Raw genomic sequence first — 25,155 nt, forward strand, 5'->3', positions numbered from 1 at the left:
TATGGCGCAGAAGATCATCCGTGTAGGCGATATCGAGATTGCCAACGACAAGCCAATGGTGCTTTTCGGTGGCATGAACGTGCTGGAAAGCCGCGACATGGCGATGCAGGTCTGCGAAGAGTACGTAAAGGTTACTGAGAAACTCGGTATCCCTTACGTGTTCAAGGCCAGTTTCGACAAGGCTAACCGTTCCTCCGTGACCTCTTACCGTGGTCCCGGCCTGGAAGAGGGCATGCGGATCTTCCAGGACATCAAGCAAGCCTTCGGCGTGCCGATCATCACCGACGTCCACGAGCCTGAGCAGGCCGCGGTCGTCGCTGAAGTCTGCGACATCATCCAGCTGCCGGCCTTCCTGTCGCGCCAGACCGATCTCGTGGTCGCGATGGCCAAGACCGGCGCGGTGATCAACATCAAGAAAGCCCAGTTCCTTGCACCGCACGAGATGAAACACATCCTGAGCAAGTGCGTGGAAGCGGGCAACGATCAGTTGATCCTCTGCGAACGCGGTTCGAGCTTCGGCTACAACAACCTGGTCGTCGACATGCTCGGCTTCGGCATCATGAAGCAGTTCGAATACCCGGTGTTCTTTGACGTGACCCACTCGTTGCAAATGCCCGGCGGTCGCTCCGATTCCGCTGGTGGTCGTCGCGCCCAGGTCACCGATCTGGCCAAGGCTGGCATCAGCCAGTCGCTGGCGGGTCTGTTCCTCGAAGCCCACCCGGATCCGGACAACGCCAAATGCGACGGCCCTTGCGCCTTGCGTCTGGACAAACTGGAGCCATTCCTGGCCCAGCTCAAAGCGTTGGACGAACTGGTGAAGAGTTTTCCGACGGTAGAAACCGCGTAAACCTCATTTCTCCGGTAAAGTACCGCACGATTTAATGTTCAGGCCCTCGGGCCTGAGCCTTATCGTCCGCAAGACTGCCCGCTGCACATCACTTGCCGACGGTAAAAGATTTCCTCTAGCTGCGTCGTTTTCGTCAACTTTGGAGTGTTTACAACAATGGCAAAAATCGTCGACATCAAAGGTCGTGAAGTTCTCGACTCCCGTGGCAATCCCACCGTCGAAGCGGACGTGCTTCTCGATAACGGCATCATCGGTAGCGCTTGCGCGCCGTCCGGTGCTTCCACTGGCTCGCGTGAAGCACTCGAGCTGCGTGATGGCGACAAGAGCCGTTACCTGGGCAAGGGCGTACTCAAAGCCGTAGGCAACATCAACGGTCCGATTCGCGACCTGCTGTTGGGTAAAGACCCAAGCGACCAGAAAGCCCTCGATCACGCGATGATCAAGCTCGACGGTACTGAAAACAAAGGTTCCCTGGGCGCCAACGCGATCCTCGCCGTTTCCCTGGCTGCGGCCAAGGCCGCAGCACAGGACCAGGACCTGCCGCTGTACGCTCACATTGCCAACCTGAACGGCACCCCGGGTGTTTACTCGATGCCGGTTCCGATGATGAACATCATCAACGGTGGCGAGCACGCCGATAACAACGTCGACATCCAGGAATTCATGGTTCAGCCGGTTGGCGCCAAGTCTTTCTCGGAAGGCCTGCGCATGGGCACCGAGATTTTCCATCACCTCAAAGCTGTGCTGAAGGCCCGTGGCCTGAGCACTGCCGTCGGTGACGAAGGCGGTTTCGCACCAAACCTGGCCTCCAACGAAGACGCGTTGAAAGTGATCTCCGAAGCCGTGGCCAACGCCGGTTACAAGCTGGGCACCGACGTGACCCTGGCTCTGGACTGCGCGGCCAGCGAATTCTACGAAGACGGTAAATACAACCTGTCCGGCGAAGGCCATGTATTCACCTCTGAAGGTTTTGCTGACTACCTCAAAGGCCTGACCGAGCGCTACCCGATCATCTCCATCGAAGATGGCCTGGACGAATCTGACTGGGCTGGCTGGAAAGTTCTCACCGACAAGATCGGCGAGAAAATCCAACTGGTAGGCGACGACCTGTTCGTGACCAACACCAAGATCCTGAAAGAAGGCATCGATAAAAAGATCGCCAACTCGATCCTGATCAAGTTCAACCAGATCGGCACCCTGACCGAAACCCTGGAAGCCATCCAGATGGCCAAGGCCGCTGGTTACACCGCCGTGATCTCGCACCGCTCCGGCGAAACCGAAGATTCGACCATTGCCGACCTGGCTGTGGGCACCGCGGCTGGCCAGATCAAGACCGGCTCCCTGTGCCGTTCCGATCGCGTTTCCAAGTACAACCAACTGCTGCGTATCGAAGAGCAGTTAAATGGCAAAGCCAAGTACAACGGTCGCAGCGAGTTCCGCGGCTGATCGGTACGTGGTAAAAAAAGACACCGGATTGTGTCGAAAAACCGCGACAGCGACGTTTTTGCCACTAATCTGATGCCTTAAGAGCACAAGCCTGGGTCTTCCAGGCTTCGTGCTATCAGAAGCTTCATAGTTTTGGCATGGCTGTTTTTTTTCACTGGATACCTGATATTCGATGCGCAGTCCCAATTGGTTGTTCCTCGTCTTGCTCTTGTTGCTGGCTGGCCTGCAATACCGCCTGTGGGTGGGAAATGGCAGTCTGGCGCAAGTGGCCGAGCTGACTCAGCAGATCGCGGATCAACACGCTGAGAATGAAGGCTTGCTGGAACGCAATCGGGTGATGGACGCCGAAGTCAGCGAGTTGAAAAAAGGCATGGAGACCGTTGAAGAACGGGCTCGTCATGAGTTGGGCATGGTCAAGGACGGTGAAACCCTTTACCAGTTGGCTCAATGATCCAGTCGTTACCGGCCTTCTGGGCCGTGATTCCTGCCGCGGGCGTCGGTGCCCGTATGGCCGCGGACCGTCCCAAGCAATACTTGCAACTGGGCGGGCGCACTATTCTCGAACACAGCCTCGGCTGTTTCCTTGATCATCCTGCCCTGAAAGGATTGGTGGTCAGTCTTGCTGTTGATGATCCTTATTGGCCGAACCTGGCCTGTGCTTCCGACGCTCGTATTCAGCGGGTCGAGGGTGGTGCGGAGCGTTCCGGGTCGGTGCTTAATGCGTTGCTGCACCTGCACGCGTTGGGTGCTGATGATGAGGATTGGGTGCTGGTGCACGATGCCGCGCGGCCGAACCTGGCTCGGGACGATCTCGATAAGTTGTTGAGTGAACTGGCGGACGATCCGGTCGGTGGTTTGTTGGCGGTTCCTGCGCGGGACACCCTCAAGCGCGTCGACAAGCACGGTCGCGTCGTCGAAACCGTGGATCGCAGTGTGATCTGGCAGGCTTATACGCCGCAGATGTTTCGCCTGGGGGCGTTGCATCGGGCGTTGGCGGACAGTCTGGTCGCGGATGTTGTGATTACCGATGAGGCGTCGGCGATGGAATGGTCGGGGCTGGCGCCGCGCTTGATCGAAGGGCGCTCCGACAATATCAAAGTCACACGCCCCGAAGACCTGGAATGGTTGCGCCAGCGTTGGGCTAACCGCCGCTAAAAGATCGCAGCCTTCGACGGCGCCCATAGACGCGTAGGAGCTGCCGAAGGCTGCGATCTTTTGGTCTTCAATCCCGATACTCCGGCCGCTCAGCCAACCCTTCCTTCAAATAATCCACCAACTTGCGCACCTTCGGCGACAGATGACGTTGCTGCGGATAAAGCGCCCACACCGCCGTGTTCGGCGGTTGATGCGCTTCCAGCAGCGAAATCAATGCGCCGCTATTCAAGTGCTCCAGCACGTAATAGTCCGGCAACTGACACAGCCCGACCCCTTGCAATGCCGCATCCAATACCGCTTGCCCACTGTTGCAACGCCAGTTTCCCTGTACCCGTTGGGAAAATTCCCGCCCGTTCTGTTCCAGTTGCCAGAGGTCCGAACTGCCGATGAGGCAGTTATGCCGGCTCAATTCCGACAAGCTATGTGGCCGACCGTACCGTTCCAGGTAGGACGGCGATGCGCACAGGTACATGCGTCGCGGTGCCAGGCGTGTCGCCACCAGTCGTGAGTCTTGAAGGCGGCCGAGACGGATTGCCAGGTCCAGCCCTTCATGCACCAAATCGAGTTGGCGGTTGCTCAGTTCGATGTCGATCTTCAATTGTGGGTAGAGCCCCATAAAGCGCGTCACCAGAGGCACGATGAATCGCTCGCCGTAAGCCACCGCACAGGTCATGCGCAGCATGCCTTTGGGTTCGCTGGTCAGATCGCCGACCGCGCGCAACGCTTCTTCGCGACCATCCTGCAAGCGCTGGCAATGCTGCAGGAACGTTTGCCCGGCTTCGGTCAGGGTGACCCGGCGGGTACTGCGGTAAAGCAGTCGCGTCTGAAGGCGCTCTTCCAGGCGTACGATTTGTCGACTGACATGGGAGGAAGAAACCCCAAGACGCTCCGCCGCCGCGGTGAATTGACTGCATTCGGCGACGGCGACGAACTCGTCGATTCCTTCCCAGCGGTTTTCGGACATTTAGGATTATCCCTGTACGGCAATAATATTTTGCATTTGCCCCGATTATTCATCGTACGGCGGTGTATTACACTCCTTGTCTCGTTTTTATTCACTGGAGAGTCAGCATGATCAAGTCGCGCGCCGCCGTTGCCTTCGAGGCCAAGAAACCCCTCGAGATCGTTGAAGTCGATGTCGCCATGCCGAAAGCCGGTGAAGTCCTGCTGCGCGTGGTGGCGTCCGGTGTTTGTCACACCGATGCCTACACCTTGTCCGGCGCTGACCCGGAAGGCATCTTCCCGTCGATCCTCGGCCACGAAGGCGGTGCCGTGGTTGAAGCCATCGGCGAAGGTGTGACCTCGGTCGCTGTCGGCGATCACGTGATCCCGCTTTACACCCCGGAATGCCGCCAGTGCAAATTCTGCCTGTCGGGCAAAACCAACCTCTGCCAGGCCATTCGCGCCACCCAGGGCAAAGGCCTGATGCCGGATGGCACCTCGCGCTTTTCCTACAAGGGTCAGCCGATTTTCCACTACATGGGCACCTCTACGTTCTCCGAATACACCGTGCTGCCGGAAATCTCTGTCGCCAAGATCCCTAAAGAAGCGCCACTGGAAAAAGTCTGCCTGCTGGGCTGTGGTGTCACTACCGGCATCGGCGCGGTGCTCAATACTGCCAAGGTAAAACCGGGTGACACCGTGGCCATTTTCGGCCTGGGCGGCATTGGTCTGTCGGCCGTGATCGGCGCGGTCAAAGCCAAGGCTGCACGCATCATTGCCATCGACATCAACCCGGCCAAGTTCGAGATCGCCAAGCAACTGGGTGCAACCGATTGCGTGAACCCGAAAGACTTCGACCGTCCGATCCAGGAAGTCATCGTCGACATGACCGATGGCGGCGTCGACTTTTCCTTCGAATGCATCGGCAACGTCCAATTGATGCGCGCGGCCCTTGAGTGCTGCCATAAGGGTTGGGGCGAGTCGGTGATCATCGGCGTGGCCGGTGCCGGCCAGGAAATTTCCACCCGTCCGTTCCAGTTGGTGACCGGTCGCGTCTGGCGCGGTTCGGCGTTCGGCGGCGTGCGTGGTCGCACCGAATTGCCAAGCTACGTCGAAATGGCGGAAACCGGCGAGATCCCGCTGGATACCTTCATCACCCACACCATGGGCCTGGAAGATATCAACAAGGCGTTCGACCTGATGCATGAAGGCAAGAGCATCCGTTCCGTCATCCATTTCTGAGGTCGGTCATGAGCCTGGAAAATATCTCCTGCCAGAAAAGCTTCGGCGGCTGGCACAAACGTTACCGGCACCGCTCCGACGTGCTCGGCTGCGACATGACGTTTGCCGTGTACCTGCCGCCGCAAGCGGAGCAGGGTGGCAAGTTGCCGGTGCTGTACTGGCTGTCCGGCCTGACCTGCACCGACGAGAACTTCATGCACAAGGCCGGCGCCATGCGCATGGCCGCCGAGCTTGGGCTGATCATCGTTGCGCCGGACACCAGCCCGCGTGGCGCTGATGTGCCGGGTGATCCGGATGGCGCCTGGGACTTCGGCCTCGGCGCCGGGTTCTACCTGAATGCCACGCAGGAACCGTGGTCCCGGCACTATCGGATGCATGACTATGTCGTGCAGGAGTTGCCAACATTGGTCGAGGCGCATTTCCCGGCGTCGGATAAGCGCGGCATCAGCGGTCATTCCATGGGCGGTCACGGCGCACTGGTCTGTGCGTTACGCAATCCGGGGCGTTATCAGTCGGTGTCGGCGTTTTCGCCGATCAACAATCCGATGGATTGCCCGTGGGGTCAGAAGGCGTTCTCCCGTTACTTGGGTGAAGACCGTTCTAAGTGGCGCGAATGGGATGCTTGCGTCCTGATCGCCGAGGCCGATGAGCAGTTGCCATTGCTGGTCGATCAAGGTGATCGCGACGACTTCCTCGCCACCCAACTCAAGCCTGAAGCCCTGCAACAGGCTGCCAAACTGGCCGGTCATCCGCTGACGTTGCGCTTGCAACCGGGCTACGACCACAGCTATTTCTTCATCGCCAGCTTCATAGACGATCACTTACAGCATCACGCGCGCGCCCTAGGCGTGTAATGCAGGTAGAATCACGCCCTGACAAAAATCGGGGCGTTTTTTTATGCGTATTGGCCACGGCTATGATGTGCACCGTTTCGCTGAAGGCGATTTCATTACTCTGGGCGGCGTGCGCATTGCACACGGCTTCGGGCTGCTCGCTCACTCCGACGGTGACGTCCTGCTGCACGCCTTGAGCGATGCCTTGCTCGGCGCCGCGGCGCTGGGTGATATCGGCAAGCACTTCCCGGACACCGATCCAACTTTCAAAGGCGCCGACAGCCGCGTGCTGTTGCGTCACGTCGTCGCACTGATCCACGCCAAGGGCTGGAAAGTCGGCAATGTCGATAACACCATTGTTGCCCAGGCGCCTAAAATGGCCCCGCATATCGAATCGATGCGCGCGCTGATTGCTGCGGATCTTCAAGTTGAGTTGGATCAAGTGAACGTGAAAGCTACCACCACCGAAAAGCTCGGCTTTGTCGGTCGCGAAGAAGGCATTGCCGTGCATTCCGTTGCCTTGTTGCTGCGCGCATGAACGAACTGCAACTGCTCGGCCCACGGGCCTATGGTGAAGCCCTCGGCACGGCGGTACTGAAAGCCACGGCAGAAGATTTTCAGGTCGATGAAGTGCTCAACATCCCGCTCAGCGGCGATGGCGAACACCTGTGGATCTGGGTGGAAAAACGCGGTCTGAACACCGAAGAAGCCGCACGGCGCATTGCCAAAGCGGCGGGTGTGCCGTTGCGTACCGTCAGCTATGCGGGCCTCAAGGACCGTCAGGCGCTGACCCGTCAGTGGTTCAGCGTGCAACTGCCGGGCAAGGCCGACCCTGATTTGTCGGCGGCCGAAAACGATACGCTGAAAATCCTCAAGACCGGCCGACACAAACGCAAGTTGCAACGCGGTGCCCACTCGGCCAATGGCTTCACCTTGCGCCTCACCCAGTTTGCCGGCGACAAGGCGGCGATCGAAGCACGTCTGCAACTGATCGCCCAACAAGGTATTCCCAATTATTTCGGCGCCCAGCGCTTCGGCTTTGATGGCGGCAACGTAGTCGATGCCCGCGCCTGGGCTGCGCGCAAGGCGCTGCCGGAGCAGCGCAACGTGCGTTCGCGTCTGCTTTCCACCGCCCGCAGTTTTCTGTTCAATCAGGTGCTGGCGGCGCGTGTTGCAGATGGCACCTGGCAGCGTGCCCAGGTCGGCGATCTGCTGGCCTTCACCGACAGCCGCAGCTTTTTTCCGGCAGGTGAAGCAGAGTGCAGCGATCCGCGGCTGGCGATTCTCGACCTGCATCCGACCGGTCCGCAGTGGGGCGAAGGTGACTCGCCGACCACGGGCGCTGTCCATGAACTGGAGCAGGCAATCGCCAGCCGCGAAGCAGACTTGCGCGATTGGTTGATTAACGCCGGAATGAGCCACGAACGTCGCATCCTGCGGCTGCCCATTGGTGGGTTGACGTGGCATTATCCCGAGCCTGACATTCTGCAACTGGAATTCGTCCTCCCGGCCGGATGCTTCGCCACCGTATTGGTGCGCGAACTCGTCGATCTGGTGCCGGTGGGGCAGACGGACAGCCCATGCGTATTCTGATTTCTAACGACGATGGGGTAACCGCACCCGGTCTCGCCGCGCTTTATGCTGCGCTGGCGGATTTCACCGAGTGCGTGGTTATCGCCCCGGACCAAGACAAAAGCGGCGCCAGCAGCTCGCTGACGCTCGACCGTCCGTTGCACCCGCAAACCCTGGCCAACGGCTTTATCAGTATCAATGGCACCCCCACCGATTGCGTGCACTTGGGCCTTAACGGCTTGCTGGAGCACCAGCCGGACATGGTGGTTTCCGGTATCAACCTGGGTGCCAACCTGGGGGACGACGTGCTGTATTCCGGCACCGTGGCGGCAGCCCTTGAAGGTCGCTTCCTGGAGCGCCCTTCGTTTGCCTTTTCGTTGGTCTCACGGCAAGTGGAGAACCTTCCCACAGCCGCCTACTTTGCGCGCAAACTGGTCGAAGCCCACGCTGACCTCCAGCTACCCCCGCGCACGGTACTGAACGTGAATATTCCGAACCTGCCGCTGGACCACATCCGCGGTATCCAGTTGACCCGTCTCGGGCATCGCGCCCGCGCCGCGGCACCGATGAAAGTCGTCGATCCGCGCGGCAAATCCGGTTATTGGATTGCTGCCGCAGGGGACGCCGAAGACGGCGGTCCGGGTACCGATTTCCATGCGGTGATGCAGGGCTATGTCTCAATCACTCCACTACAACTGGATCGCACCTTCAATGATGCCTTCAGAAGTCTCGATGGCTGGCTGGAGGGGCTGCACTAATGGGTCGTGAACAAGACGATATGCTGCGTCGCGGCATCGGCATGACCTCTCAGCGGACCCGCGAGCGTCTCATTCAGCGGCTATATGAAGAGGGGATTTCCAACGCCAAGGTGCTGGAAGTCATCCGCCGTACACCGCGTCACCTGTTCGTCGACGAGGCGCTGGCTCACCGCGCCTACGAAGACACGGCGCTGCCGATCGGTAATAACCAGACCATCTCCCAGCCTTATATGGTGGCGCGCATGAGCGAGCTGCTGCTGGAGGCGGGTCCTCTGGATAAGGTGATGGAGATCGGCACCGGCTCGGGTTACCAGACGGCCGTGCTTTCGCAGCTGGTGGAGCGGGTGTTTTCCGTGGAGCGCATCAAGGTGCTGCAAGACCGGGCCAAGGAACGCCTGGTCGAGTTGAACCTGCGCAACGTGGTCTTCCGCTGGGGTGATGGTTGGGAAGGTTGGCCGGCGCTGGCACCTTATAACGGCATTATCGTCACCGCCGTCGCTACCGACGTACCCCAGGCACTGCTCGATCAGTTGGCGCCGGGTGGACGCTTGGTGATTCCGGTCGGCTCCGGTGAAGTCCAGCAATTGATGCTGATCATCCGTGAAGAACAGGGCTTTTCCAGGCGCGTTCTGGGGGCGGTGCGCTTTGTGCCATTGCTCAATGGACCGCTGGCCTGAGCATTTGTTTTCGCGCGCTGAATTCTCTTCGATCGGCCGTGTCTTACAGCGGCATCGATACGTTAAACGCAGTTCATCGTCAGGCAGCAAACGTGTGCGCGAAGCCATTTTGCTTCATTAAGGGTAAAGCCTGTACGGCCCGTTATACTTGCGACATTTCGTGCCGGAACACGGCAATCCACATTTTCAGCCACCACAAAGGGAGCGGCGGGTGAGTCTCACAGTCATTGCGCAGCGTATGGGTACAACAAGCTTTCAGCGCCTGGTGACTGGCCTTGTCTTGAGCACGTTGCTGGTCGGTTGCTCCAGCACCAAGTCGAGCACAGTCGGCGTGGTGGATCGCAACAACAGCGTCGCCCAGCGTCCGGCAGTGACCACGGGTCAATATGTCGTTCGACCTAAAGACACCCTGTTCTCTATCGCCTTTCGCTACGGTTGGGACTACAAAGCCCTCGCAGCACGGAACAATATTCCTACGCCTTACACGATCCATCCGGGTCAGACGATTCGCTTCGATGGTCGTAACGGTTCAACGCCTACGGCGGTCGTCAGTTCGTCCAATTCAACGCCATCGTCGTCGCTGAAAACCACGGTAATCCGGCGCCAGCCTAATGGCGCAACGACCAGTACAGCGGTGGTTGCACCGTCCGTCGCGAGCAAGCCAGCCCTCGCACCACTGCCTCCTGCAGGTCCGGCCCCGACCGGCTGGGGGTGGCCTTCTAATGGCATATTAATTGGAAAATTCTCTTCAAACGGTAGTTTGAATAAAGGAATTGATATCGCCGGGGATTTGGGACAGCCTGTTTTAGCTGCGTCTGATGGGACGGTGGTATACGCCGGGAGTGGCTTAAGGGGCTACGGCGAATTAGTCATCATCAAACACAGCGATACCTACGTCAGTGCCTACGGACATAACCGCAGGCTGTTGGTTCGGGAGGGGCAGCAGGTCAAAGTCGGACAGACAATTGCCGAAATGGGGTCAACAGGTACAGACCGGGTGAAACTGCACTTTGAGATTCGCCGACAAGGTAAACCTGTAGATCCGCTGCAATTCCTGCCACGTCGTTGATTTGTTGTCAGCCTGTTCCGTCGCGTAGAGGGAACAGGCTCCAGCGTTGCCAAGGATAAAGGCGCCGCTTGAGCTTGAGGTCGAACTCACCAAAGGACTATAACAATGGCTCTCAGTAAAGAAGTGCCGGAGTTTGACATCGACGATGAGGTTCTCCTTATGGAGACCGGCATCGCTACGGATTCGATGTCGAATGATGAAGGGGCTGCACCGCCTTCCGTTCGTGCCAAATCCAAACACTCCGCTTCGCTAAAGCAACACAAGTACATCGACTACACTCGGGCACTCGATGCCACGCAGCTGTACCTCAACGAAATCGGCTTTTCCCCACTGCTCTCTCCGGAAGAAGAAGTTCATTTTGCGCGCTTGTCGCAAAGTGGAGATCCGGCCGGGCGCAAACGCATGATTGAAAGTAACCTTCGGCTGGTGGTGAAAATCGCCCGGCGTTACGTCAATCGTGGCTTGTCGCTGCTGGACCTGATCGAAGAGGGCAACCTCGGGCTGATCCGGGCCGTGGAAAAGTTCGACCCTGAGCGCGGCTTCCGCTTTTCGACCTACGCAACCTGGTGGATTCGTCAAACCATCGAGCGCGCGATCATGAATCAGACCCGGACCATCCGGTTGCCGATCCATGTGGTCAAAGAGCTGAACGTGTACCTGCGGGCTGCACGGGAGCTGACGCAAAAGCTCGATCACGAACCTTCACCCGAAGAAATCGCCAACCTGCTGGAAAAACCGGTAGGCGAGGTCAAGCGTATGCTCGGCCTGAACGAGCGGGTTTCTTCGGTCGACGTCTCGCTGGGTCCGGATTCGGATAAAACCCTACTGGACACCCTTACCGACGATCGTCCAACCGATCCATGCGAACTGCTGCAGGACGATGACCTGTCCCAGAGCATCGATCAGTGGCTCTCGGAGCTGACCGACAAGCAACGCGAGGTGGTCATACGCCGCTTCGGCCTGCGCGGTCACGAGAGCAGTACGCTTGAAGATGTAGGCCTGGAAATCGGTTTGACCCGGGAGCGGGTCAGGCAAATCCAGGTGGAAGGGCTCAAACGCCTTCGAGAGATTCTCGAGAAGAACGGCCTGTCGAGTGAGTCGCTGTTTCAATAAGCCTTCACTCAATGGCACCCAAAAGCCCCGACTGGTTCGGGGCTTTTTGCTGCCTGGGAGAAATATCGGGTTCGTAGACTCGCGTTGTAAGACTTTGCTTACTCTTTCGTAAGTGTTCGTTATTTTTACAGGTTGGCAGTTGTCTATTTCGACCGCAGCATCATTTTAACTGGCTGTTTTATATGGTTATTTTGTTTTGTTTCGCGCATATGACAAGCCGTTTCAGCCGTGAAGGGCGGTTGCTCATGCCGGGGAATTCTCTAGTATCTGGGTTGTGTCGACGGATCGACACGCCCTTCAAGGAAGAGGGGAAAGGACATCGCAGGACGCGGTTCATCAGGACGATGAAAAGGAATACAGGGAATAGGGAAAAAATGTGGGCGGGTCAAACCGCCCCTTTTTTTGCCTTGAAAAAAGCAAAAAGGCCCGCAAGGGGCCTTTTCGAGAACGCGGGGTAAATCAGCGTTCGAGGTCTTTCAGCTTGCTGCCTACAGATTTGTTAAGCACGCGATCAAACACTTCTGCATCAGGCATCGATTCTTTCTTCTCGGTGATGTTCGGCCAGATTTCGGCCAGATCAACGTTAAGCTGAATGAATTCCTGCATGTCTTCCGGGACTTCATCTTCGGAGAAGATGGCCACGGCCGGGCATTCTGGTTCGCACAGTGCGCAGTCGATGCACTCATCCGGGTGAATCACCAGGAAATTCGGGCCTTCGTAAAAGCAGTCCACCGGACAGACTTCTACGCAGTCGGTGTACTTGCACTTGATGCAGTTGTCGGTGACGACGAAGGTCATTTCTAATTTTCTCCTCAGGCGGCGGCAGCGGAGCCCCTTCACGTTGGGGTCGCCAGGTTCGGGAGCGATAGTCTGCTGGCCAGGCTATGAGCCAGCAGCATCCCAAACCGCGCGAGATTCTAACAGCTTGCACGCAAGTGCGTTAGATCCGTGTCTTTAGTGTATAGAGCATTTCGAGCGCGCGACGCGGACTCATATCGTCCAGATCCAGTTTGGCCAGTTCATCCAGCACCGGATGCGGCAGACTGGCGAACATGTCGCTCTGCTGCGGCGCCGCCGGTTTGCCTTTGACAGCCTTGGGCACTTCGTGGGGCAGGGCTGTGGCTTCCAGTCGACCCAAGTGCTCACGAGCACGCACGATCACTTCGCTCGGTACACCGGCCAACTGCGCGACGGCCAGGCCGTAGCTCTGGCTGGCAGGCCCCGGCAGCACATGGTGCAGGAACACGATGCGTTCGTTGTGCTCGGTCGCATTGAGGTGCACGTTGGCCACCAGCGGCTGGGCTTCCGGCAACACTGTCAATTCGAAGTAGTGAGTGGCGAACAGCGTGTAGGCGCGCAGATGCGCCAGACGCTCGGCCGCAGCCCAGGCCAGGGACAGACCATCGAAGGTGCTGGTGCCGCGTCCGACTTCGTCCATCAGCACCAGACTGCGTTCGGTGGCGTTGTGCAGGATGTTCGCGGTTTCGCTCATCTCGACCATGAAGGTCGAGCGGCCGCCCGCCAAATCATCGCTGGAACCGATCCGGGTGAAGATGCGATCCACCAGGGACAATTCACAACTGGCCGCCGGTACGAAGCTGCCGATATGTGCCAGCAACACAATCAACGCGGTCTGACGCATGTAGGTGGATTTACCGCCCATGTTCGGACCGGTGATCACCAGCATGCGCGTATTGTCGTCGAGGCTCAGGTCGTTGGCCACGAACGGCGTGCTCAGCACTTGCTCGACCACCGGGTGACGACCCTGGCTGATGCGCATGCACGGCTCGTCGACGAAGCGCGGGCAGTTCAGGTCGAGGTTCAGCGCGCGTTCGGCGAGGTTGCTCAGCACGTCCAGTTCGGCCAGTGCGGCGGCGGTGTCCTGCAACGGCGGCAGTTGCGAAATCAGATCCTCGAGCAGCGCTTCGTAAAGCATCTTCTCGCGGGCCAGGGCGCGGCTCTTGGCTGACAGCGCCTTGTCTTCGAACGCCTTCAACTCCGGCGTGATGAAACGCTCGGCGCCTTTGAGCGTCTGGCGACGGATGTAGTCTGCCGGCGCCGACTCTGCCTGCTTGCTTGGCAACTCGATGAAGTAACCATGAATGCGGTTGTAGCCGACTTTCAGGTGCGACAGACCGGTACGAGCCTTCTCGCGGGCTTCGAGGTCGATCAGGAACTGCCCGGCGTTTTCGCTGAGCGATTGCAAATCGTCCAGCTCGGCGTCGTAACCGGTTTTCAACACGCCGCCGTCACGGATGACCGCCGGCGGGTTGTCGATAATGGCTTTTTCCAGCAACGCCGCCAGTTCCGGGTAAGTGCTGGTGGTCGCGGCCAGTTGAATGATGTGCGGGGCTTCGAGTTCGGTCATCGCCACTTGCAACTCGGGCAGTGCGCCGAGGGCATCGCGCAGACGCGCCAGGTCACGAGGGCGGGCATTACGCAGGCCGATCCGCGCCAGAATCCGCTCGATGTCGCCGATTTCCTTGAGCTGTGGTTGCAGCTTTTCGAAACGGTAGCCGTCGAGCAGGCAGGTGATCGAGGTCTGACGCGCCAGCAACACGGTCAAATCCCGCAGCGGACGGTTCAGCCAGCGGGTCAGCAAACGGCTGCCCATGGCGGTCTGGCAGCGATCGACCACTGATTGGAGGGTGTTCTCGCGGCCACCGGCCAGGTTGGTGTCCAGTTCCAGGTTGCGACGACTCGCGCCGTCCAGCACCACGGTGTCGTCCAGACGTTCATGACGCAGGCTGCGCAAGTGCGGCAGGGCAGTGCGCTGGGTTTCCTTGGCATAGCTGAGCAGGCAACCGGCAGCGCCGATGGCCAGGGTCAGGTTCTCGCAGCCGAAGCCTTTAAGGTCTTGGGTGGAAAACTGCTGGCAGAGACTTTTCAGCGCAGTGTCGCGCTCAAAATCCCACGGCGCCCGACGACGAACCCCACGGCGTTTTTCCGCCGGCAGGTCCTTCGGCCAATCATCCGGGATCATCAGCTCCACCGGATTGACCCGCTCCAGTTCCGCCAACAGGTTTTCCCAGCCTTTGATCTCCAGCACGGTGAAGTTGCCGCTGGTGATGTCCAGCACCGCCAGACCGAACAGACGCTCGTCGCCCAGCACCGCCGCGATCAAGTTGTCCCGACGCTCATCCAGCAACGCTTCATCACTGACTGTACCCGGCGTGATGATCCGCACCACCTGACGATCCACCGGCCCCTTGCTGGTAGCCGGGTCGCCGACCTGCTCGCAGATCACTACCGACTCGCCGAGCTTAACCAGTTTCGCCAGGTAACCTTCGGCGGCGTGGTAAGGAATCCCACACATCGGAATCGCCTGGCCGGCCGATTGCCCACGGGCGGTCAGGGTGATGTCCAGCAACTTGGCGGCCTTCTTCGCGTCTTCATAGAAGATCTCGTAGAAGTCACCCATGCGGTAGAACATCAGCTGGTCAGGGTGCTGATTCTTCAGGCGCCAGTATTGCTGCATCATCGGCGTGTGCGAGGACAGATCGGAGATAGCTTTATTCATCGGAAATCAGGAAAACTCGTTGAAAGGTGTAGGGCAAAGGAGGGGCATCGGCCCGGCTTTTCCGCGATGGGCGCAAGGTTAACATGAGCGGTCTGCCGGACGCAGGCATCTAGGCTCTGTGGCCTATTACGACTATTTTTTGCGTTTTATGCATATCTGCATTTGTTTTCCGGAAAAAGATCAAGCACTATTCGCGTTATGCAAAAACGCAATGTTTCTTCAGTCTTAAGAGCGCTGCTCGATCAGCACGGGATCTCCCCCACGGAGCTTCACCGTCGCACCGGCGTGCCTCAATCCACACTCTCGCGCATCCTCAGCGGGAAGATCGTCGATCCTTCGGATAAGCACATCTCGAAAATCGCCGAATACTTCGCCGTGAGCACCGATCAATTGCGCGGGCGCGCGGATGTTGCGCCGGCCGCAGGTATAGGGCGCGAGCCCATACATTCCGAACTCAAGGACATAAGCTTGTGGGACGACGATACCCCTGTCGATGACGACGAGGTGTCGGTCCCCTTTCTTCGCGAGGTTGAATTGGCTGCGGGATCAGGAAGATTCGTCATCGAAGAAAGCGAGCGCTCCAGCTTGCGCTTCGGCAAGCGCAGTCTGCGTCACAACGGCGTGCAGTTCGACCAGGCCAAGTGCGTGACGGTGCGCGGCAACAGTATGTTGCCGGTGCTGCGCGATGGTGCCACGGTCGGTGTGAATGCCGGTAAATGCGGAATTGGCGACATCGTCGACGGCGACCTGTACGCGATCAACCATAACGGCCAGTTGCGGGTGAAACAGCTTTATCGCCTACCCACCGGTATTCGTTTGCGCAGCTTCAATCGCGATGAGCACCCGGACGAGGACTACACCTTCCAGGAAATCCAGGAAGAGCAGATCGTCATCCTCGGTCACGTCTTCTGGTGGGGCATGTACGCCCGCTAACCTCAACGCTGTCAGATAAAACCCGCCACCCGGCGGGTTTTTTTTCGCCTGCCGAAAGCCATCCAGCGCCTTTGCTGCCGGGGCTTTCATGCGCCTGTGCATTGACTTCGCATAAATAAATGCATTTATGCATTGACTGTATATGCATCCATGCATATTCTTTGTCTCAAGCCGCTCAACAAAGCAGCTCGAAACGAAGCTCTTTAGTTCCACCACAAAGGCAGCGATGAACCGGCCTCAACGGTTCAGAGGGTTGGCAACTGACCCGGGTGTGCAGCGTAAAGCACCAGAAGCAGTTATCCGGCGGGCAGGGACCGCGGTCGGAAAAACAATTTGAATGGACTCGTACCGCGCCAGTAGCGCCGAAAAGTCAGCTTCCTTTTTCGCACACAGGATTAAAGGGAAGGCGAAGGACCGCATTGCTGAAAAGCCCGGCGATTGCCGGGCTTTTTGGAATGCCTACCTGAAGAAACATCGTTTGAAACCAACCTGCATCACTCATCAATTACCTACGGAGGCGTGACATGACAAACGAGCAACAAGCGTTGCTGGACATGCCGATCTGGCTTGTCATCGTCCTCGCCCTGGTGGGCGGGGTGTCCGGCGAAATGTGGCGCGCCGACAAGGAAGGCGCCCGAGGCTGGGCGCTGTTGCGGCGCCTGGCGTTGCGCTCCGGGGCCTGCGTGATCTGCGGGGTCTCCGCGATCATGTTGCTGTACGCCGCCGGCGTGTCGATCTGGGCCGCATGTGCGTTTGGCTGCCTCACGGCGATGGCGGGGGCGGACGTGGCCATTGGGCTTTATGAGCGTTGGGCGGCGAAGCGGATTGGTGTCTGCGACGTCCCGCCGCGTTCGGATCAACAGTAAAAAGCTCGACCCGTGCTACCGAAACAGGAGGCCATTAATGCCCGTTGTCATCGAAAAACCTTCACAGCTTGTGTTGGCCATTACCGAGGCGTTGCGCATCGCCATTCCCGCCGTGAAGGTCGGGAGTCCTCAAGACTTTACCGACGACTCGACATGGGTGTTTATCACCATCGAGCAAGATGCGCCGGGCAGCCGCGCCAATAACGGACGCATCGCCCATGTCCTGAGCATTTCATTGCAAATCGTGTCGTCCGCGACAGGGCTATCGACCTGCGACCTGGCCAGCGACCTGAAAAACCTCATCACCGACAACAGCTGGAAACTGCCGGCCGATCAATGCGACCTGCCGCTGAGCATCAACGTCCTGCCGTCCACCTTCCTTAGCGGCACCCGGGAATACAACGCCTGGACCGTTTCATTCACCCAGACGCTGTACCTCGGGCCGCTGCTGCTGGAAGACCCGACGGGCATCCCGAAATTCGTCCGGACCTGGGAAGTCTCGAACATCGACGACCCGGATCAATACACCGCCCTCGAGGACTAGCCCATGTTTGACGCGCTGTTACGCATGCAACTGGGTCCGATCATCGAGCGCCTGGCGCAGATGGAGACCGAGCTGGAGGACCTGTATCGGCGCGCCGACAGTTTTTGTCGGATCGGCGTGTGCCAGGAAGTCGATGCCGCCAGCAACACCTGCAAGGTGCGCCACGGTGAATTGTTGACCCCGGCCATCCGTTTTTTCAACCCGAGTGCCGGGGCACAACGCGAGTCGCGGATCCCCTCCGTCGGCGAGCAATGCCTGCTGCTGAACCACGGCGGCGGTGAGGGCGGTGGCCAATCCGTCGCGCTGTTCGGCCTTAACGGCGACCAGTTCCCTCCGGCTTCGACACAGGCTTCGCTGACCCGTCGCCTCTATCAGGACGGCACGGAAAGTGGCTACGACGACGCCAGCCATGTCTTGCACTGGAACAACGGCCCGGCGGCCTTCACCGGTTCTCGCGAATCACTTGAACTGAGCATCGGCCCGGCCCGACTGGCGATGACGCCCCAGGCGATCACTTTGCAACTGGGCGCGGTCGGTTTGCTGATCGACGCTGCCGGTGTGCACCTGAGCGGTCCGGTGGTGGATCACCAGGGCCGTGTCATCAGTACCGCATAAAGAGTTTCCCATGATCGGAATCGATAGAAACACCGGAGCCACCGTCGACGACTGGCTGCAGTTTGTGCAGCGCGCCACCCGGGCCTTGACCACGCCGTTGGGCACTCGTCAGAAACGTCCTCTGTACGGAAGCACACTCCCCGAATTGCTCGGGCAGAACCTCGGCGACGACGTGCTGATCCTGGCCCAGAGTCATGCCGCACAGGCGTTCTACAGCAAACAGAACGGCATCGACGATTTTCAACCGCAGGTCATCGTGGCCAGCCGCCATGGCGCGGGGTTGTTGCTGCGCTTCGCCGGTACCTGGAAAAACCGTCAACAATCCTTCGAGGTGGTGACATGAGTATGTTGATCCCCGGCCAGAACCAGTTGGCCGAGCCAGCCATCGTCACCGTCGAAGTCTTCGAGGACTTGCTCGCCGAGTTCAAGACCTTCGTCGTTGAATACGTCGGCGCCCGCTCTCCCGAGAGCGCGGCAAAACTGCTGGTCAGCCTGGAAAACGAAAGCGAATTGCTGACCCTGGCCCTTGAGGCTTTTTGTGTGCGGCTGCAAACCCAGGAACGCAAATATAACGCCCGGATCAAGCAGATGCTGGCGTGGTGGGCTACCGGCAGCAACCTCGATGCGCGGTTGGCGGACATGGGCCTCGAGCGTCAACTGCTGGACCCGGGCGACCCGGCGGCATTCCCGCCGATCCCCCCGGTTTTCGAAAGCGACGACGATGCACGTTTGCGTTATTACCTGGCGCCCCATGCCCCGGCAGCGGGTTCGCGGATGCAGTATCGCCGGGAAGTATTCACCCTAGGCGAACGGCCGGCGGTGAAGGTCGAAACCGCCGCGGCGGGCGTGGTGACAGTCACCTACACCTTCGACCCGGACGGCTATGCCGCGCAGGTCAAGGACGGCAACGGACGCCGCACTGCGCCCGGCGAAGTGATGGTCACAGTGCTGGCCCGGGAGGGCGATGGCACGCCATCCGCCGACCTGCTCGACGGTGTTCGCCAGCATTTCGCCCGGCCGGATGTACGTCCCGAAACAGACCTGGTCACGGTGCAGGGCGCGCAAATCAAGAACTACAAAATCCGTGTGGTGGCGAAGATCAACGCCGGTCCTGATTCGGGGTTGACCAAGGTCGCCGCGCAACAGCAGTTGCAAGCCTATGCCGATACTTGTCATCGCCTGGAAGGGCGAGTCGACCCGAGCTGGATCGACTACACGCTGCACAGCGCCGGCGCGGTGCAACTGCAAATCCTGGAGCCGCTGGCGCCAATCGTGACCAGCGCATTTCAAGCCCCGTACTGCACGGGTGTCGAGGTTGAGGTGGACACGTTATGAGTGACGACTCACCTCGCCCAAGCCTGTTGCCGGCCAACAGTTCGCCGCTGGAAAGAGTGCTTGATCTTGGTTTCGGCCGATTGCTTGAGCGCATTACCCCTCCGTTTCCGCAGTTGATGAACCCCACCGAAACACCGTTGGCGTTCCTGCCGTACCTCGGCGCGGATCGCGGGGTCAGTGAATGGAGCTCTGAGGCTGGCGAGTCTGAAAAACGGTTAACGGTAGAACTCGCCTGGCCCACTGCGCGACAGGCCGGTACTCGAAAGGCCCTGGAAAACGCGGCCAAAGGTTTGCAACTGATTCCCGAGGTGCGCGCCTGGTACGAACAGTCGCCTGCGGGCCAGCCTTACAGTTTTTCCGTCAGGGCTTTTTCCGAGCAGCCCTACAGCGAAGAAATCGATGCGCGTCTTGACCGACGCCTGGCCGACGCCAAAAGCGAACGCGACACCTTGACCGTCTCCGTCGGCCTGAGCGCCTTCGGCAATCACGTCATCGCCGCCGCCACCGTGTGCGGCGAACTGACCACGGTTTATCCGATTGTCATCGAAGGGCTCGAAGCCTCGGGCCAGGTCTTCATGGCCGCCGGGTTCTACACCGTCGAAACCTCCACTATTTATCCTCAGGGGTCCTAAATGGCCGACTACTACACCCTGCTTACCAACGCGGGGATCGCCTACGAAACTGCCTGCAAAGCGGCGGGCCTGCCGATCAAGTTGTCACAGATTTCCGTCGGCGACGGCGGTGGCGCGGTTTACAACCCGGCGGCAACCGACACCGCGCTCAAGCGCGAAGTCTGGCGCGGGCCGCTCAATGCACTGTTCCAGGATGAGAAAAATCCGAGCTGGTTGCTCGCTGAAGTGACCATCCCGCCGGATGTTGGCGGCTGGTATGTGCGTGAGGCCGGGATCTGGACCGATACCGGCATTCTCTATGCCATCGTCAAATACCCGGAGTCGTTCAAACCGGTTTTGGCAACGTCGGGGTCGGGCAAAGAGTTTTACATTCGCTCGATTTTCGAGACCAGTAATGCGTCGTTAGTAACGTTGTTGATTGACGACACCGTGGTTAAAGCGACGCGTGCGTGGGTGACTTCCTATGTCGCGGACGAACTCGCCAAACTCGACAGCAAGCAATCGGTGCGTGTAGCGACTACCGCCAACATTACGCTCGCCGGGCCTCAAACAATCGATGGCGTGGCCGTAGTTGCGGGTGATCGTGTTCTGGTTAAAAACCAGACGGCCGCGAAAGATAACGGCATTTATGTGGCGGCGGTTGCTGCCTGGGTTCGAGCGAAAGACGCGGACATAAGCGCAGAGGTGACGCCGGCCTTGGCCGTCTCCGTAGAGCAGGGGGCGACGCAGGCCTACACTCGCTGGCAACTGGTCACTGACGGGGTGATTGTCCTGGGCACCACGGCGCTGACGTTCCAGAACGTGACGCAAGGTTTCGCACCGCTCAATTCGCCGGTATTGATCAGTCCCACGGCGACATTTACACCGCCTCAATTCGATAGCAGCAAGTGGCTCGCAACGACTGAGTTTGTGAAGCGTCAAGGTAAGCAGTTTTCCGTCAGTACCAGCATCAACGGTAGCGGGGCGATCCCGGCTACTTCTGTCGGTCAGTTGTTCGCGCTGTTTGGTAGTGTGGCAAGTACCATCAATCTCCCATCAGCCGTCAGTCTGCCGGTGGGGGCGACGGTAACGATCAACAGTTACAACACGGCAACGGCGGCGATAACCCGTGCTGGTACTGACGTTATCTACGGTGCCGATCCTGGGCAGTCCGTTAGCGTGCCGAGTATGTCGATGCTCTATGGCGACCTTCTTGAGTTGACGTTACTCAGCAATACTACCGGCTCGGGGGCGTGGTACGTCAGCGGCGGTAATATGGTGGTTAGCGCTGCTGTCCCGCAGTTTGATAGCAGTAATCGGACAGCATCCACGCAGTTTGTGCAGCGTGCCCAAGGGAGTTTCAGTGGACAAACGACCATCGCTGCTCTTCCTGCCTCGCTGACTCCCGCTATGGCCGGGCGCAGGATTGTCGTCACCGGGCCGGGGACGCTTACCCTGCCGCCATTGGTCGCGAGCCCTGTCGGGACCAAGTTCTACATTCTCAATATTGGAACCGGTGACATCACTGTCAATCGTCAAGGTGCCGACACGATTGTAGCGCTTGCCAAGTCGCTCACGAGCGTTACGATTCAAAGCGGCTCTAACGTCGTATTTACTTGCGGCGATCTCAACTATGTCGTTGAGGAAGGCGTTTCTTCTCTGAAGTATTCAAACGAGTTTGCTTCATCGTTAGCTACAAATGGTTATCAGAAGCTACCGGGCGGAATGATTATCCAGTGGGGCGTTAAAGCTGCGTCGGCCTCGACGGGCAACAACCCGATTGTGTTCCCCATCGCATTTCCTAACGCTGCTTTGGTCGTAACTCTTGGGTTTTGGCTGACCTCCACGGCGAACTATTACATGACAGGAATCAACTCAAAATCGACAACAGGATTCAATCTTTATAACCCGCAGGCCGCGACATTGGTGCATGACTGGATTGCCATCGGCTACTAAGGAGAAGTCTATGTTTGCTTCAAAAGAAACCCGGGGGTTCTACGACACAGCAACCCATGCCTGGATGCCGGACGACGTGGTTGAAATCTCTGAAGAGCGTCACGCTGAGCTACTGGCGGGGCAGTCGAAAGGCCTGGTGATTACCTGGGGTGATGATGGATATCCGGTATTGGTCGATTCGCCGCCGCCTTCCTTGGAAGACACCGCAGTGGTCGAGCGCGCATGGCGTGATTTGCGGCTTTCCGTCACCGACGGTGTGGTTTCCCGCCACCGCGACGAACTGGAGGAAGGCATTGCGACCACCCTCACGGCTGAGCAATACGCTGAGCTGCAAGTCTATCGCCGCTTATTGCGTGACTGGCCTCAAGGGACTGAGTTTCCCCTGGCGAATCACCGCCCGGTTGCGCCGCCCTGGTTGACTGGATCGCTTCAATAAACGCCCCGCACCGTCGGGGCGTTTTCTTATCCGCTAATCAACACCCAACAGCCCCTTCCTAAAACCAAGGGGCTTTTTCGTCTCTGGAGAAACCCAAATGGCAGAACGCCAAACCTACACCGTCCTCGTCCCGTTCCCCGTCGGGCGTGGTCACTGGTCGACCGCTGGCCAGGACCTTGACCTGCTCGACGTCGAAGCCAATGCACTGCTCAGCGCCGGTCGCCTGGAGCTGAAATCCACATCCACCCAGGCCAAAAAGGCCGCTGCCAAGAAGGCTGAATAACCATGGCTGAGGTTTTGAACTTCGAGCACAACGGCATTACCGTCAATGCCACTGAATCCCCCGAGGCCATGGGTGGCCTGGGCGATAACGTGATTGGCCTGGTCGGCACCGCGCCGAAAGCCGATCCGCTGATTCCGCGTAACTCCCCGTTCCGCATCAACAGCTTCACCACTCAAAGCCTGCTCGATCCGACCGGCGCCGAGTCGGGCACGCTGTATCACGCGGTGTACCAAATCCTCAAAGTGGTGAAGGTGCCGATCTATGTGGTGATCGTCGAAGAGGGCACCGCCCCGGCGGACACCATCAACAACGTGATCGGCGGCATCGACCCGGTGACCGGTCGCAAACTGGGCCTGGCCGCGCTGGGCGGTGTGCCGGAAGACCTGACCATCATCGGTGCTCCAGGCTTCACCGGCACCAAGGCTGTGGCCAGTGAATTCGCTTCCTTCGGCAAGCGCATCAAGGCTCGGGTAGTGCTCGACGGCAAGGACGCCGCGGTCGCTGATCAAGTGACTTACAGCCAGGAATTGGGCGGCGCCGACCTCGGTTTCGACCGTTGCCTGGTCGTGCACAACATGCCGGCCGTTTACTCCAAAGCGGCGAAGAAGAACGTGTTCCTCGCGCCTTCCAGCCTGGCGATTGCCGCACTGGCCAAGGTCAAGCAATGGGAGAGCCCGGGCAACCAGGTGACCTACGCCGAAGACGTGTCGCGGGTCGTGGAATACAACATCCTCGACACCTCCACCGAGGGCGATCTGCTCAACCGCTACGGCATCAGCTACTACGCCCGCACCATCCTCGGCGGCTTCTCGCTGCTGGGTAACCGCTCGATCACCGGCAAGTTCATCAGCTACGTCGGCCTCGAAGATGCGATCAGCCGCAAGCTGGTGAAAGCCGGGCAGAAAGCCATGGCCAAGAACCTGACCAAGTCCTTCATGGATCAGGAAGTCAAACGCATCAACGACTGGTTGCAAACCCTGGTCGCCGACGAAACCATCCCGGGCGGCAGTGTGTACCTGCACCCGGAATTGAACAGCGTCGAGAAGTACAAGAACGGCACCTGGTTCATCGTCATCGACTACGGCCGCTACGCGCCGAACGAACACATGGTTTACCAACTCAACGCCCGCGATGAAATCATCGAGCAGTTCCTGGAGGATATTCTCTAATGTTTACCAACCGCGTAAGACAGGCCATCGCGGCCACCCTGCAAGGCCTGCCGTTGTCGGCGACGGTGGAAGATTTCCTGCCACCGAAGATCGAATTCGAAATGGAAGATATGCGCGGCGGGCGCTTTATCACCGAGCAAATGGCCAAGAGCGCCAAAGCGCTCACGTGCATCCTGACCCTCCAGGGCATGGGCCCGGAAATCATGCTGGCCTTGGGTGTAAAACTGGGTGACGACATCCTGCTGAACGTCCGCGAGGCCGGTCAGGATCAGGACGGTAACACCTGGTTCACCTACCACACCGTCGGCGGCAAGCTGAAAACCCTGACCGAGACCAAGATGGAGATGAGCAAAAAGCCCACGACGGCGCTGGAGCTCTCTTGCCGCACCTACAACCGTATCGAAAACGGTATTCCGGTGATCGACATCGACGTGCGCACCCAGAAGTTCATGCTCAACGGCGTCGACATTCTGGGTGACGCCCGCCGCGCCGTATTGCTGCCGTAACCCTCGCGACACCGTCCTGTCTGGCCGCCTTCACCCGCCGATGTCCTGGTCTGCTGCGGGCGGCTTTTTTGTACCCACAAGGAATTTTCTTTCATGTCCTGGATGCCTCCTAAACATGTCCTGTTGTCGCCGATCACCGGTGACGACGAGTCGCAGATCGAGCAGATCCAACTCAAGCCGCTGTTTTACGCCGCGCAAAAAGAGGCTCTGGCCCGTGCCGGCGAGGATGAGGACGATCAGTTTTTCGAGCTGGCGAAATTGGCCACGGGCTTGTCGATCAAGGAACTGGATCAGCTTAAGCGCCCGGACTACGTGAGCATCGCGCAATACGTGCATGAGATGTCGACTCGGCCAACGTCGTATTTCCTGCAGCAGGCTGGCGAGGCTGATGAAGTATTGGACGTCGAGCTGTCTGACGATCCCGATCAGGTGCGACTGCTGCAACCGCTCAACGTGACGGGCCGTAGCATGACCTCGCTAAGCCTGGAAATGCCCGTGCTGCGCGCCACCAAAGCCATGAAGAAACTGAAGACGGCCAAGGAACGCGCCGAGTTCATTACCGCGCACTGCACCGGGCTGATGCTGCCCGATCTGGCCTCGCTGACCGTCCCCGACTGGACGCAGTTGCAGGTGCGCATCGACGATTTTTTAAACAAACCGGCGGACTTCTTTCGGAGCGCGACATCGAAGTAATCCTCGATGTGGTACCGCTCATTTACTCGGTAAG

Annotated in this window: 28 protein-coding genes; 25 read left to right on the forward strand and 3 right to left on the reverse strand. The window is 58.9% G+C overall.

Features of this window, described 5'->3' with window-relative positions:
• Nucleotide 1: 1 nt before the first annotated feature.
• The 4 genes from kdsA to ispD all read left to right on the forward strand — a co-directional run bounded on the left by kdsA (nt 2) and on the right by ispD (nt 3,448).
• Nucleotides 2–847, forward strand: a complete 846-nt coding sequence (gene kdsA, locus ACA071_RS05920) for a 3-deoxy-8-phosphooctulonate synthase (protein ID WP_054047163.1) — start codon at nt 2–4, stop codon at nt 845–847.
• Nucleotides 848–1,003: 156 nt separating this feature from the next.
• On the forward strand, nt 1,004–2,293 hold the full coding sequence (gene eno, locus ACA071_RS05925) for a phosphopyruvate hydratase (protein ID WP_169371384.1): 1,290 nt from the start codon (nt 1,004–1,006) through the stop codon (nt 2,291–2,293).
• Between the two features lie 172 nt (nt 2,294–2,465).
• Nucleotides 2,466–2,744 (forward strand): cell division protein FtsB, encoded by a 279-nt coding sequence (gene ftsB / locus ACA071_RS05930; RefSeq protein ID WP_008028992.1) that lies wholly within the window; start codon nt 2,466–2,468, stop codon nt 2,742–2,744.
• Nucleotides 2,741–3,448 (forward strand): 2-C-methyl-D-erythritol 4-phosphate cytidylyltransferase, encoded by a 708-nt coding sequence (ispD, locus tag ACA071_RS05935; RefSeq protein ID WP_497643537.1) that lies wholly within the window; start codon nt 2,741–2,743, stop codon nt 3,446–3,448. Before ftsB ends, ispD begins: the two co-directional genes overlap by 4 nt.
• Nucleotides 3,449–3,515: 67 nt before the next feature.
• Here ispD and ACA071_RS05940 read toward each other — a convergent pair whose 3' ends face one another.
• Entirely contained in the window at nt 3,516–4,412 is an 897-nt protein-coding gene (locus ACA071_RS05940; RefSeq protein ID WP_497643538.1) for a LysR family transcriptional regulator, read from the reverse strand.
• 107 nt (nt 4,413–4,519) lie between these two features.
• Between ACA071_RS05940 and ACA071_RS05945 the strand changes: the two genes are divergently transcribed.
• The 8 genes from ACA071_RS05945 (at nt 4,520) to rpoS (ending at nt 11,654) form a co-directional block, all read left to right on the forward strand.
• Nucleotides 4,520–5,632, forward strand: a complete 1,113-nt coding sequence (locus ACA071_RS05945) for an S-(hydroxymethyl)glutathione dehydrogenase/class III alcohol dehydrogenase (RefSeq protein ID WP_033059912.1) — start codon at nt 4,520–4,522, stop codon at nt 5,630–5,632.
• 8 nt (nt 5,633–5,640) lie between these two features.
• Nucleotides 5,641–6,486 (forward strand): S-formylglutathione hydrolase, encoded by an 846-nt coding sequence (fghA, locus tag ACA071_RS05950; protein WP_497643539.1) that lies wholly within the window; start codon nt 5,641–5,643, stop codon nt 6,484–6,486.
• Nucleotides 6,487–6,529: 43 nt separating this feature from the next.
• Complete coding sequence (gene ispF, locus ACA071_RS05955) at nt 6,530–7,003, forward strand: 2-C-methyl-D-erythritol 2,4-cyclodiphosphate synthase (protein WP_010462780.1); 474 nt, start codon at nt 6,530–6,532, stop codon at nt 7,001–7,003.
• Complete coding sequence (gene truD / locus ACA071_RS05960; protein WP_497643540.1) at nt 7,000–8,058, forward strand: tRNA pseudouridine(13) synthase TruD; 1,059 nt, start codon at nt 7,000–7,002, stop codon at nt 8,056–8,058. The genes ispF and truD overlap by 4 nt, the downstream gene beginning before the upstream one ends.
• Nucleotides 8,046–8,795 (forward strand): 5'/3'-nucleotidase SurE, encoded by a 750-nt coding sequence (gene surE / locus ACA071_RS05965; protein WP_497643541.1) that lies wholly within the window; start codon nt 8,046–8,048, stop codon nt 8,793–8,795. The genes truD and surE overlap by 13 nt, the downstream gene beginning before the upstream one ends.
• Before the next feature lie 41 nt (nt 8,796–8,836).
• On the forward strand, nt 8,837–9,472 hold the full coding sequence (locus ACA071_RS05970) for a protein-L-isoaspartate(D-aspartate) O-methyltransferase (RefSeq protein WP_173860469.1): 636 nt from the start codon (nt 8,837–8,839) through the stop codon (nt 9,470–9,472).
• A gap of 211 nt (nt 9,473–9,683) precedes the next feature.
• Nucleotides 9,684–10,541, forward strand: coding sequence for a peptidoglycan DD-metalloendopeptidase family protein (locus ACA071_RS05975; protein ID WP_497643542.1), 858 nt, complete (start codon nt 9,684–9,686; stop codon nt 10,539–10,541).
• A 105-nt stretch (nt 10,542–10,646) separates the two neighbouring features.
• On the forward strand, nt 10,647–11,654 hold the full coding sequence (gene rpoS / locus ACA071_RS05980; protein WP_054047143.1) for an RNA polymerase sigma factor RpoS: 1,008 nt from the start codon (nt 10,647–10,649) through the stop codon (nt 11,652–11,654).
• 459 nt (nt 11,655–12,113) lie between these two features.
• Here rpoS and fdxA read toward each other — a convergent pair whose 3' ends face one another.
• Both fdxA and mutS read right to left on the reverse strand, forming a co-directional pair.
• Nucleotides 12,114–12,452: a ferredoxin FdxA gene (gene fdxA / locus ACA071_RS05985; RefSeq protein WP_497643543.1), complete on the reverse strand. Its 339-nt coding sequence runs from the start codon at nt 12,450–12,452 to the stop codon at nt 12,114–12,116.
• Between the two features lie 142 nt (nt 12,453–12,594).
• Nucleotides 12,595–15,162 carry a DNA mismatch repair protein MutS gene (gene mutS, locus ACA071_RS05990; RefSeq protein WP_497645274.1) on the reverse strand — a complete coding sequence of 856 codons (2,568 nt, stop codon included), beginning with the start codon at nt 15,160–15,162 and terminating at the stop codon, nt 12,595–12,597.
• Between the two features lie 210 nt (nt 15,163–15,372).
• Between mutS and ACA071_RS05995 the strand changes: the two genes are divergently transcribed.
• The 13 genes from ACA071_RS05995 (at nt 15,373) to ACA071_RS06055 (ending at nt 25,121) form a co-directional block, all read left to right on the forward strand.
• Nucleotides 15,373–16,107, forward strand: coding sequence for a LexA family transcriptional regulator (locus ACA071_RS05995; protein WP_497643544.1), 735 nt, complete (start codon nt 15,373–15,375; stop codon nt 16,105–16,107).
• A gap of 524 nt (nt 16,108–16,631) precedes the next feature.
• Nucleotides 16,632–16,973, forward strand: coding sequence for a phage holin family protein (locus ACA071_RS06000; RefSeq protein WP_497643545.1), 342 nt, complete (start codon nt 16,632–16,634; stop codon nt 16,971–16,973).
• 37 nt (nt 16,974–17,010) lie between these two features.
• Nucleotides 17,011–17,517 (forward strand): hypothetical protein, encoded by a 507-nt coding sequence (locus ACA071_RS06005; RefSeq protein WP_497643546.1) that lies wholly within the window; start codon nt 17,011–17,013, stop codon nt 17,515–17,517.
• 3 nt (nt 17,518–17,520) lie between these two features.
• Nucleotides 17,521–18,132, forward strand: a complete 612-nt coding sequence (locus ACA071_RS06010) for a phage baseplate assembly protein V (RefSeq protein WP_497643547.1) — start codon at nt 17,521–17,523, stop codon at nt 18,130–18,132.
• A gap of 10 nt (nt 18,133–18,142) precedes the next feature.
• Complete coding sequence (locus ACA071_RS06015) at nt 18,143–18,475, forward strand: phage baseplate protein (protein WP_497643548.1); 333 nt, start codon at nt 18,143–18,145, stop codon at nt 18,473–18,475.
• Nucleotides 18,472–19,467 carry a baseplate J/gp47 family protein gene (locus ACA071_RS06020; RefSeq protein WP_497643549.1) on the forward strand — a complete coding sequence of 332 codons (996 nt, stop codon included), beginning with the start codon at nt 18,472–18,474 and terminating at the stop codon, nt 19,465–19,467. Before ACA071_RS06015 ends, ACA071_RS06020 begins: the two co-directional genes overlap by 4 nt.
• Complete coding sequence (locus tag ACA071_RS06025) at nt 19,464–20,099, forward strand: phage tail protein I (RefSeq protein ID WP_497643550.1); 636 nt, start codon at nt 19,464–19,466, stop codon at nt 20,097–20,099. The genes ACA071_RS06020 and ACA071_RS06025 overlap by 4 nt, the downstream gene beginning before the upstream one ends.
• Nucleotides 20,100–22,034: a phage tail protein gene (locus ACA071_RS06030; protein ID WP_497643551.1), complete on the forward strand. Its 1,935-nt coding sequence runs from the start codon at nt 20,100–20,102 to the stop codon at nt 22,032–22,034.
• 10 nt (nt 22,035–22,044) lie between these two features.
• Nucleotides 22,045–22,470 carry a phage tail assembly chaperone gene (locus tag ACA071_RS06035; RefSeq protein WP_497643552.1) on the forward strand — a complete coding sequence of 142 codons (426 nt, stop codon included), beginning with the start codon at nt 22,045–22,047 and terminating at the stop codon, nt 22,468–22,470.
• A 97-nt stretch (nt 22,471–22,567) separates the two neighbouring features.
• On the forward strand, nt 22,568–22,753 hold the full coding sequence (locus ACA071_RS06040; RefSeq protein WP_149657352.1) for a hypothetical protein: 186 nt from the start codon (nt 22,568–22,570) through the stop codon (nt 22,751–22,753).
• A gap of 2 nt (nt 22,754–22,755) precedes the next feature.
• On the forward strand, nt 22,756–23,922 hold the full coding sequence (locus ACA071_RS06045) for a phage tail sheath protein (protein ID WP_497643553.1): 1,167 nt from the start codon (nt 22,756–22,758) through the stop codon (nt 23,920–23,922).
• Nucleotides 23,922–24,428 (forward strand): phage major tail tube protein, encoded by a 507-nt coding sequence (locus tag ACA071_RS06050; protein ID WP_497643554.1) that lies wholly within the window; start codon nt 23,922–23,924, stop codon nt 24,426–24,428. Before ACA071_RS06045 ends, ACA071_RS06050 begins: the two co-directional genes overlap by 1 nt.
• Before the next feature lie 93 nt (nt 24,429–24,521).
• A complete protein-coding gene (locus tag ACA071_RS06055; RefSeq protein ID WP_497643555.1) occupies nt 24,522–25,121 on the forward strand; it encodes a phage tail assembly protein in 600 nt (199 codons plus the stop codon).
• Nucleotides 25,122–25,155 lie beyond the last annotated feature (34 nt).

The sequence above is a fragment of the Pseudomonas sp. LBUM1646 genome, assembly GCF_059716165.1.

Bases quoted from the DNA above. Each gene is read 5' to 3' on its own strand.
- ACA071_RS06020 (WP_497643549.1), top strand. From the start codon at position 18,472: ATGAGTATGTTGATCCCCGGCCAGAACCAGTTGGCCGAGCCAGCCATC.
- fghA (WP_497643539.1), top strand. From the start codon at position 5,641: ATGAGCCTGGAAAATATCTCCTGCCAGAAAAGCTTCGGCGGCTGGCAC.
- ACA071_RS06000 (WP_497643545.1), top strand. From the start codon at position 16,632: ATGACAAACGAGCAACAAGCGTTGCTGGACATGCCGATCTGGCTTGTC.
- ACA071_RS06010 (WP_497643547.1), top strand. From the start codon at position 17,521: ATGTTTGACGCGCTGTTACGCATGCAACTGGGTCCGATCATCGAGCGC.
- ACA071_RS05995 (WP_497643544.1), top strand. From the start codon at position 15,373: ATGCAAAAACGCAATGTTTCTTCAGTCTTAAGAGCGCTGCTCGATCAG.
- eno (WP_169371384.1), top strand. From the start codon at position 1,004: ATGGCAAAAATCGTCGACATCAAAGGTCGTGAAGTTCTCGACTCCCGT.
- surE (WP_497643541.1), top strand. From the start codon at position 8,046: ATGCGTATTCTGATTTCTAACGACGATGGGGTAACCGCACCCGGTCTC.
- kdsA (WP_054047163.1), top strand. From the start codon at position 2: ATGGCGCAGAAGATCATCCGTGTAGGCGATATCGAGATTGCCAACGAC.
- ispF (WP_010462780.1), top strand. From the start codon at position 6,530: ATGCGTATTGGCCACGGCTATGATGTGCACCGTTTCGCTGAAGGCGAT.
- ACA071_RS06055 (WP_497643555.1), top strand. From the start codon at position 24,522: ATGTCCTGGATGCCTCCTAAACATGTCCTGTTGTCGCCGATCACCGGT.
- truD (WP_497643540.1), top strand. From the start codon at position 7,000: ATGAACGAACTGCAACTGCTCGGCCCACGGGCCTATGGTGAAGCCCTC.
- ACA071_RS06050 (WP_497643554.1), top strand. From the start codon at position 23,922: ATGTTTACCAACCGCGTAAGACAGGCCATCGCGGCCACCCTGCAAGGC.
- ftsB (WP_008028992.1), top strand. From the start codon at position 2,466: ATGCGCAGTCCCAATTGGTTGTTCCTCGTCTTGCTCTTGTTGCTGGCT.
- ACA071_RS06045 (WP_497643553.1), top strand. From the start codon at position 22,756: ATGGCTGAGGTTTTGAACTTCGAGCACAACGGCATTACCGTCAATGCC.
- ACA071_RS06015 (WP_497643548.1), top strand. From the start codon at position 18,143: ATGATCGGAATCGATAGAAACACCGGAGCCACCGTCGACGACTGGCTG.
- ACA071_RS06005 (WP_497643546.1), top strand. From the start codon at position 17,011: ATGCCCGTTGTCATCGAAAAACCTTCACAGCTTGTGTTGGCCATTACC.
- ACA071_RS06035 (WP_497643552.1), top strand. From the start codon at position 22,045: ATGTTTGCTTCAAAAGAAACCCGGGGGTTCTACGACACAGCAACCCAT.
- rpoS (WP_054047143.1), top strand. From the start codon at position 10,647: ATGGCTCTCAGTAAAGAAGTGCCGGAGTTTGACATCGACGATGAGGTT.
- ACA071_RS05940 (WP_497643538.1), bottom strand. From the start codon at position 4,412: ATGTCCGAAAACCGCTGGGAAGGAATCGACGAGTTCGTCGCCGTCGCC.
- ACA071_RS05945 (WP_033059912.1), top strand. From the start codon at position 4,520: ATGATCAAGTCGCGCGCCGCCGTTGCCTTCGAGGCCAAGAAACCCCTC.
- ACA071_RS06030 (WP_497643551.1), top strand. From the start codon at position 20,100: ATGGCCGACTACTACACCCTGCTTACCAACGCGGGGATCGCCTACGAA.
- ispD (WP_497643537.1), top strand. From the start codon at position 2,741: ATGATCCAGTCGTTACCGGCCTTCTGGGCCGTGATTCCTGCCGCGGGC.
- ACA071_RS06040 (WP_149657352.1), top strand. From the start codon at position 22,568: ATGGCAGAACGCCAAACCTACACCGTCCTCGTCCCGTTCCCCGTCGGG.
- fdxA (WP_497643543.1), bottom strand. From the start codon at position 12,452: ATGACCTTCGTCGTCACCGACAACTGCATCAAGTGCAAGTACACCGAC.
- ACA071_RS05970 (WP_173860469.1), top strand. From the start codon at position 8,837: ATGACCTCTCAGCGGACCCGCGAGCGTCTCATTCAGCGGCTATATGAA.
- ACA071_RS06025 (WP_497643550.1), top strand. From the start codon at position 19,464: ATGAGTGACGACTCACCTCGCCCAAGCCTGTTGCCGGCCAACAGTTCG.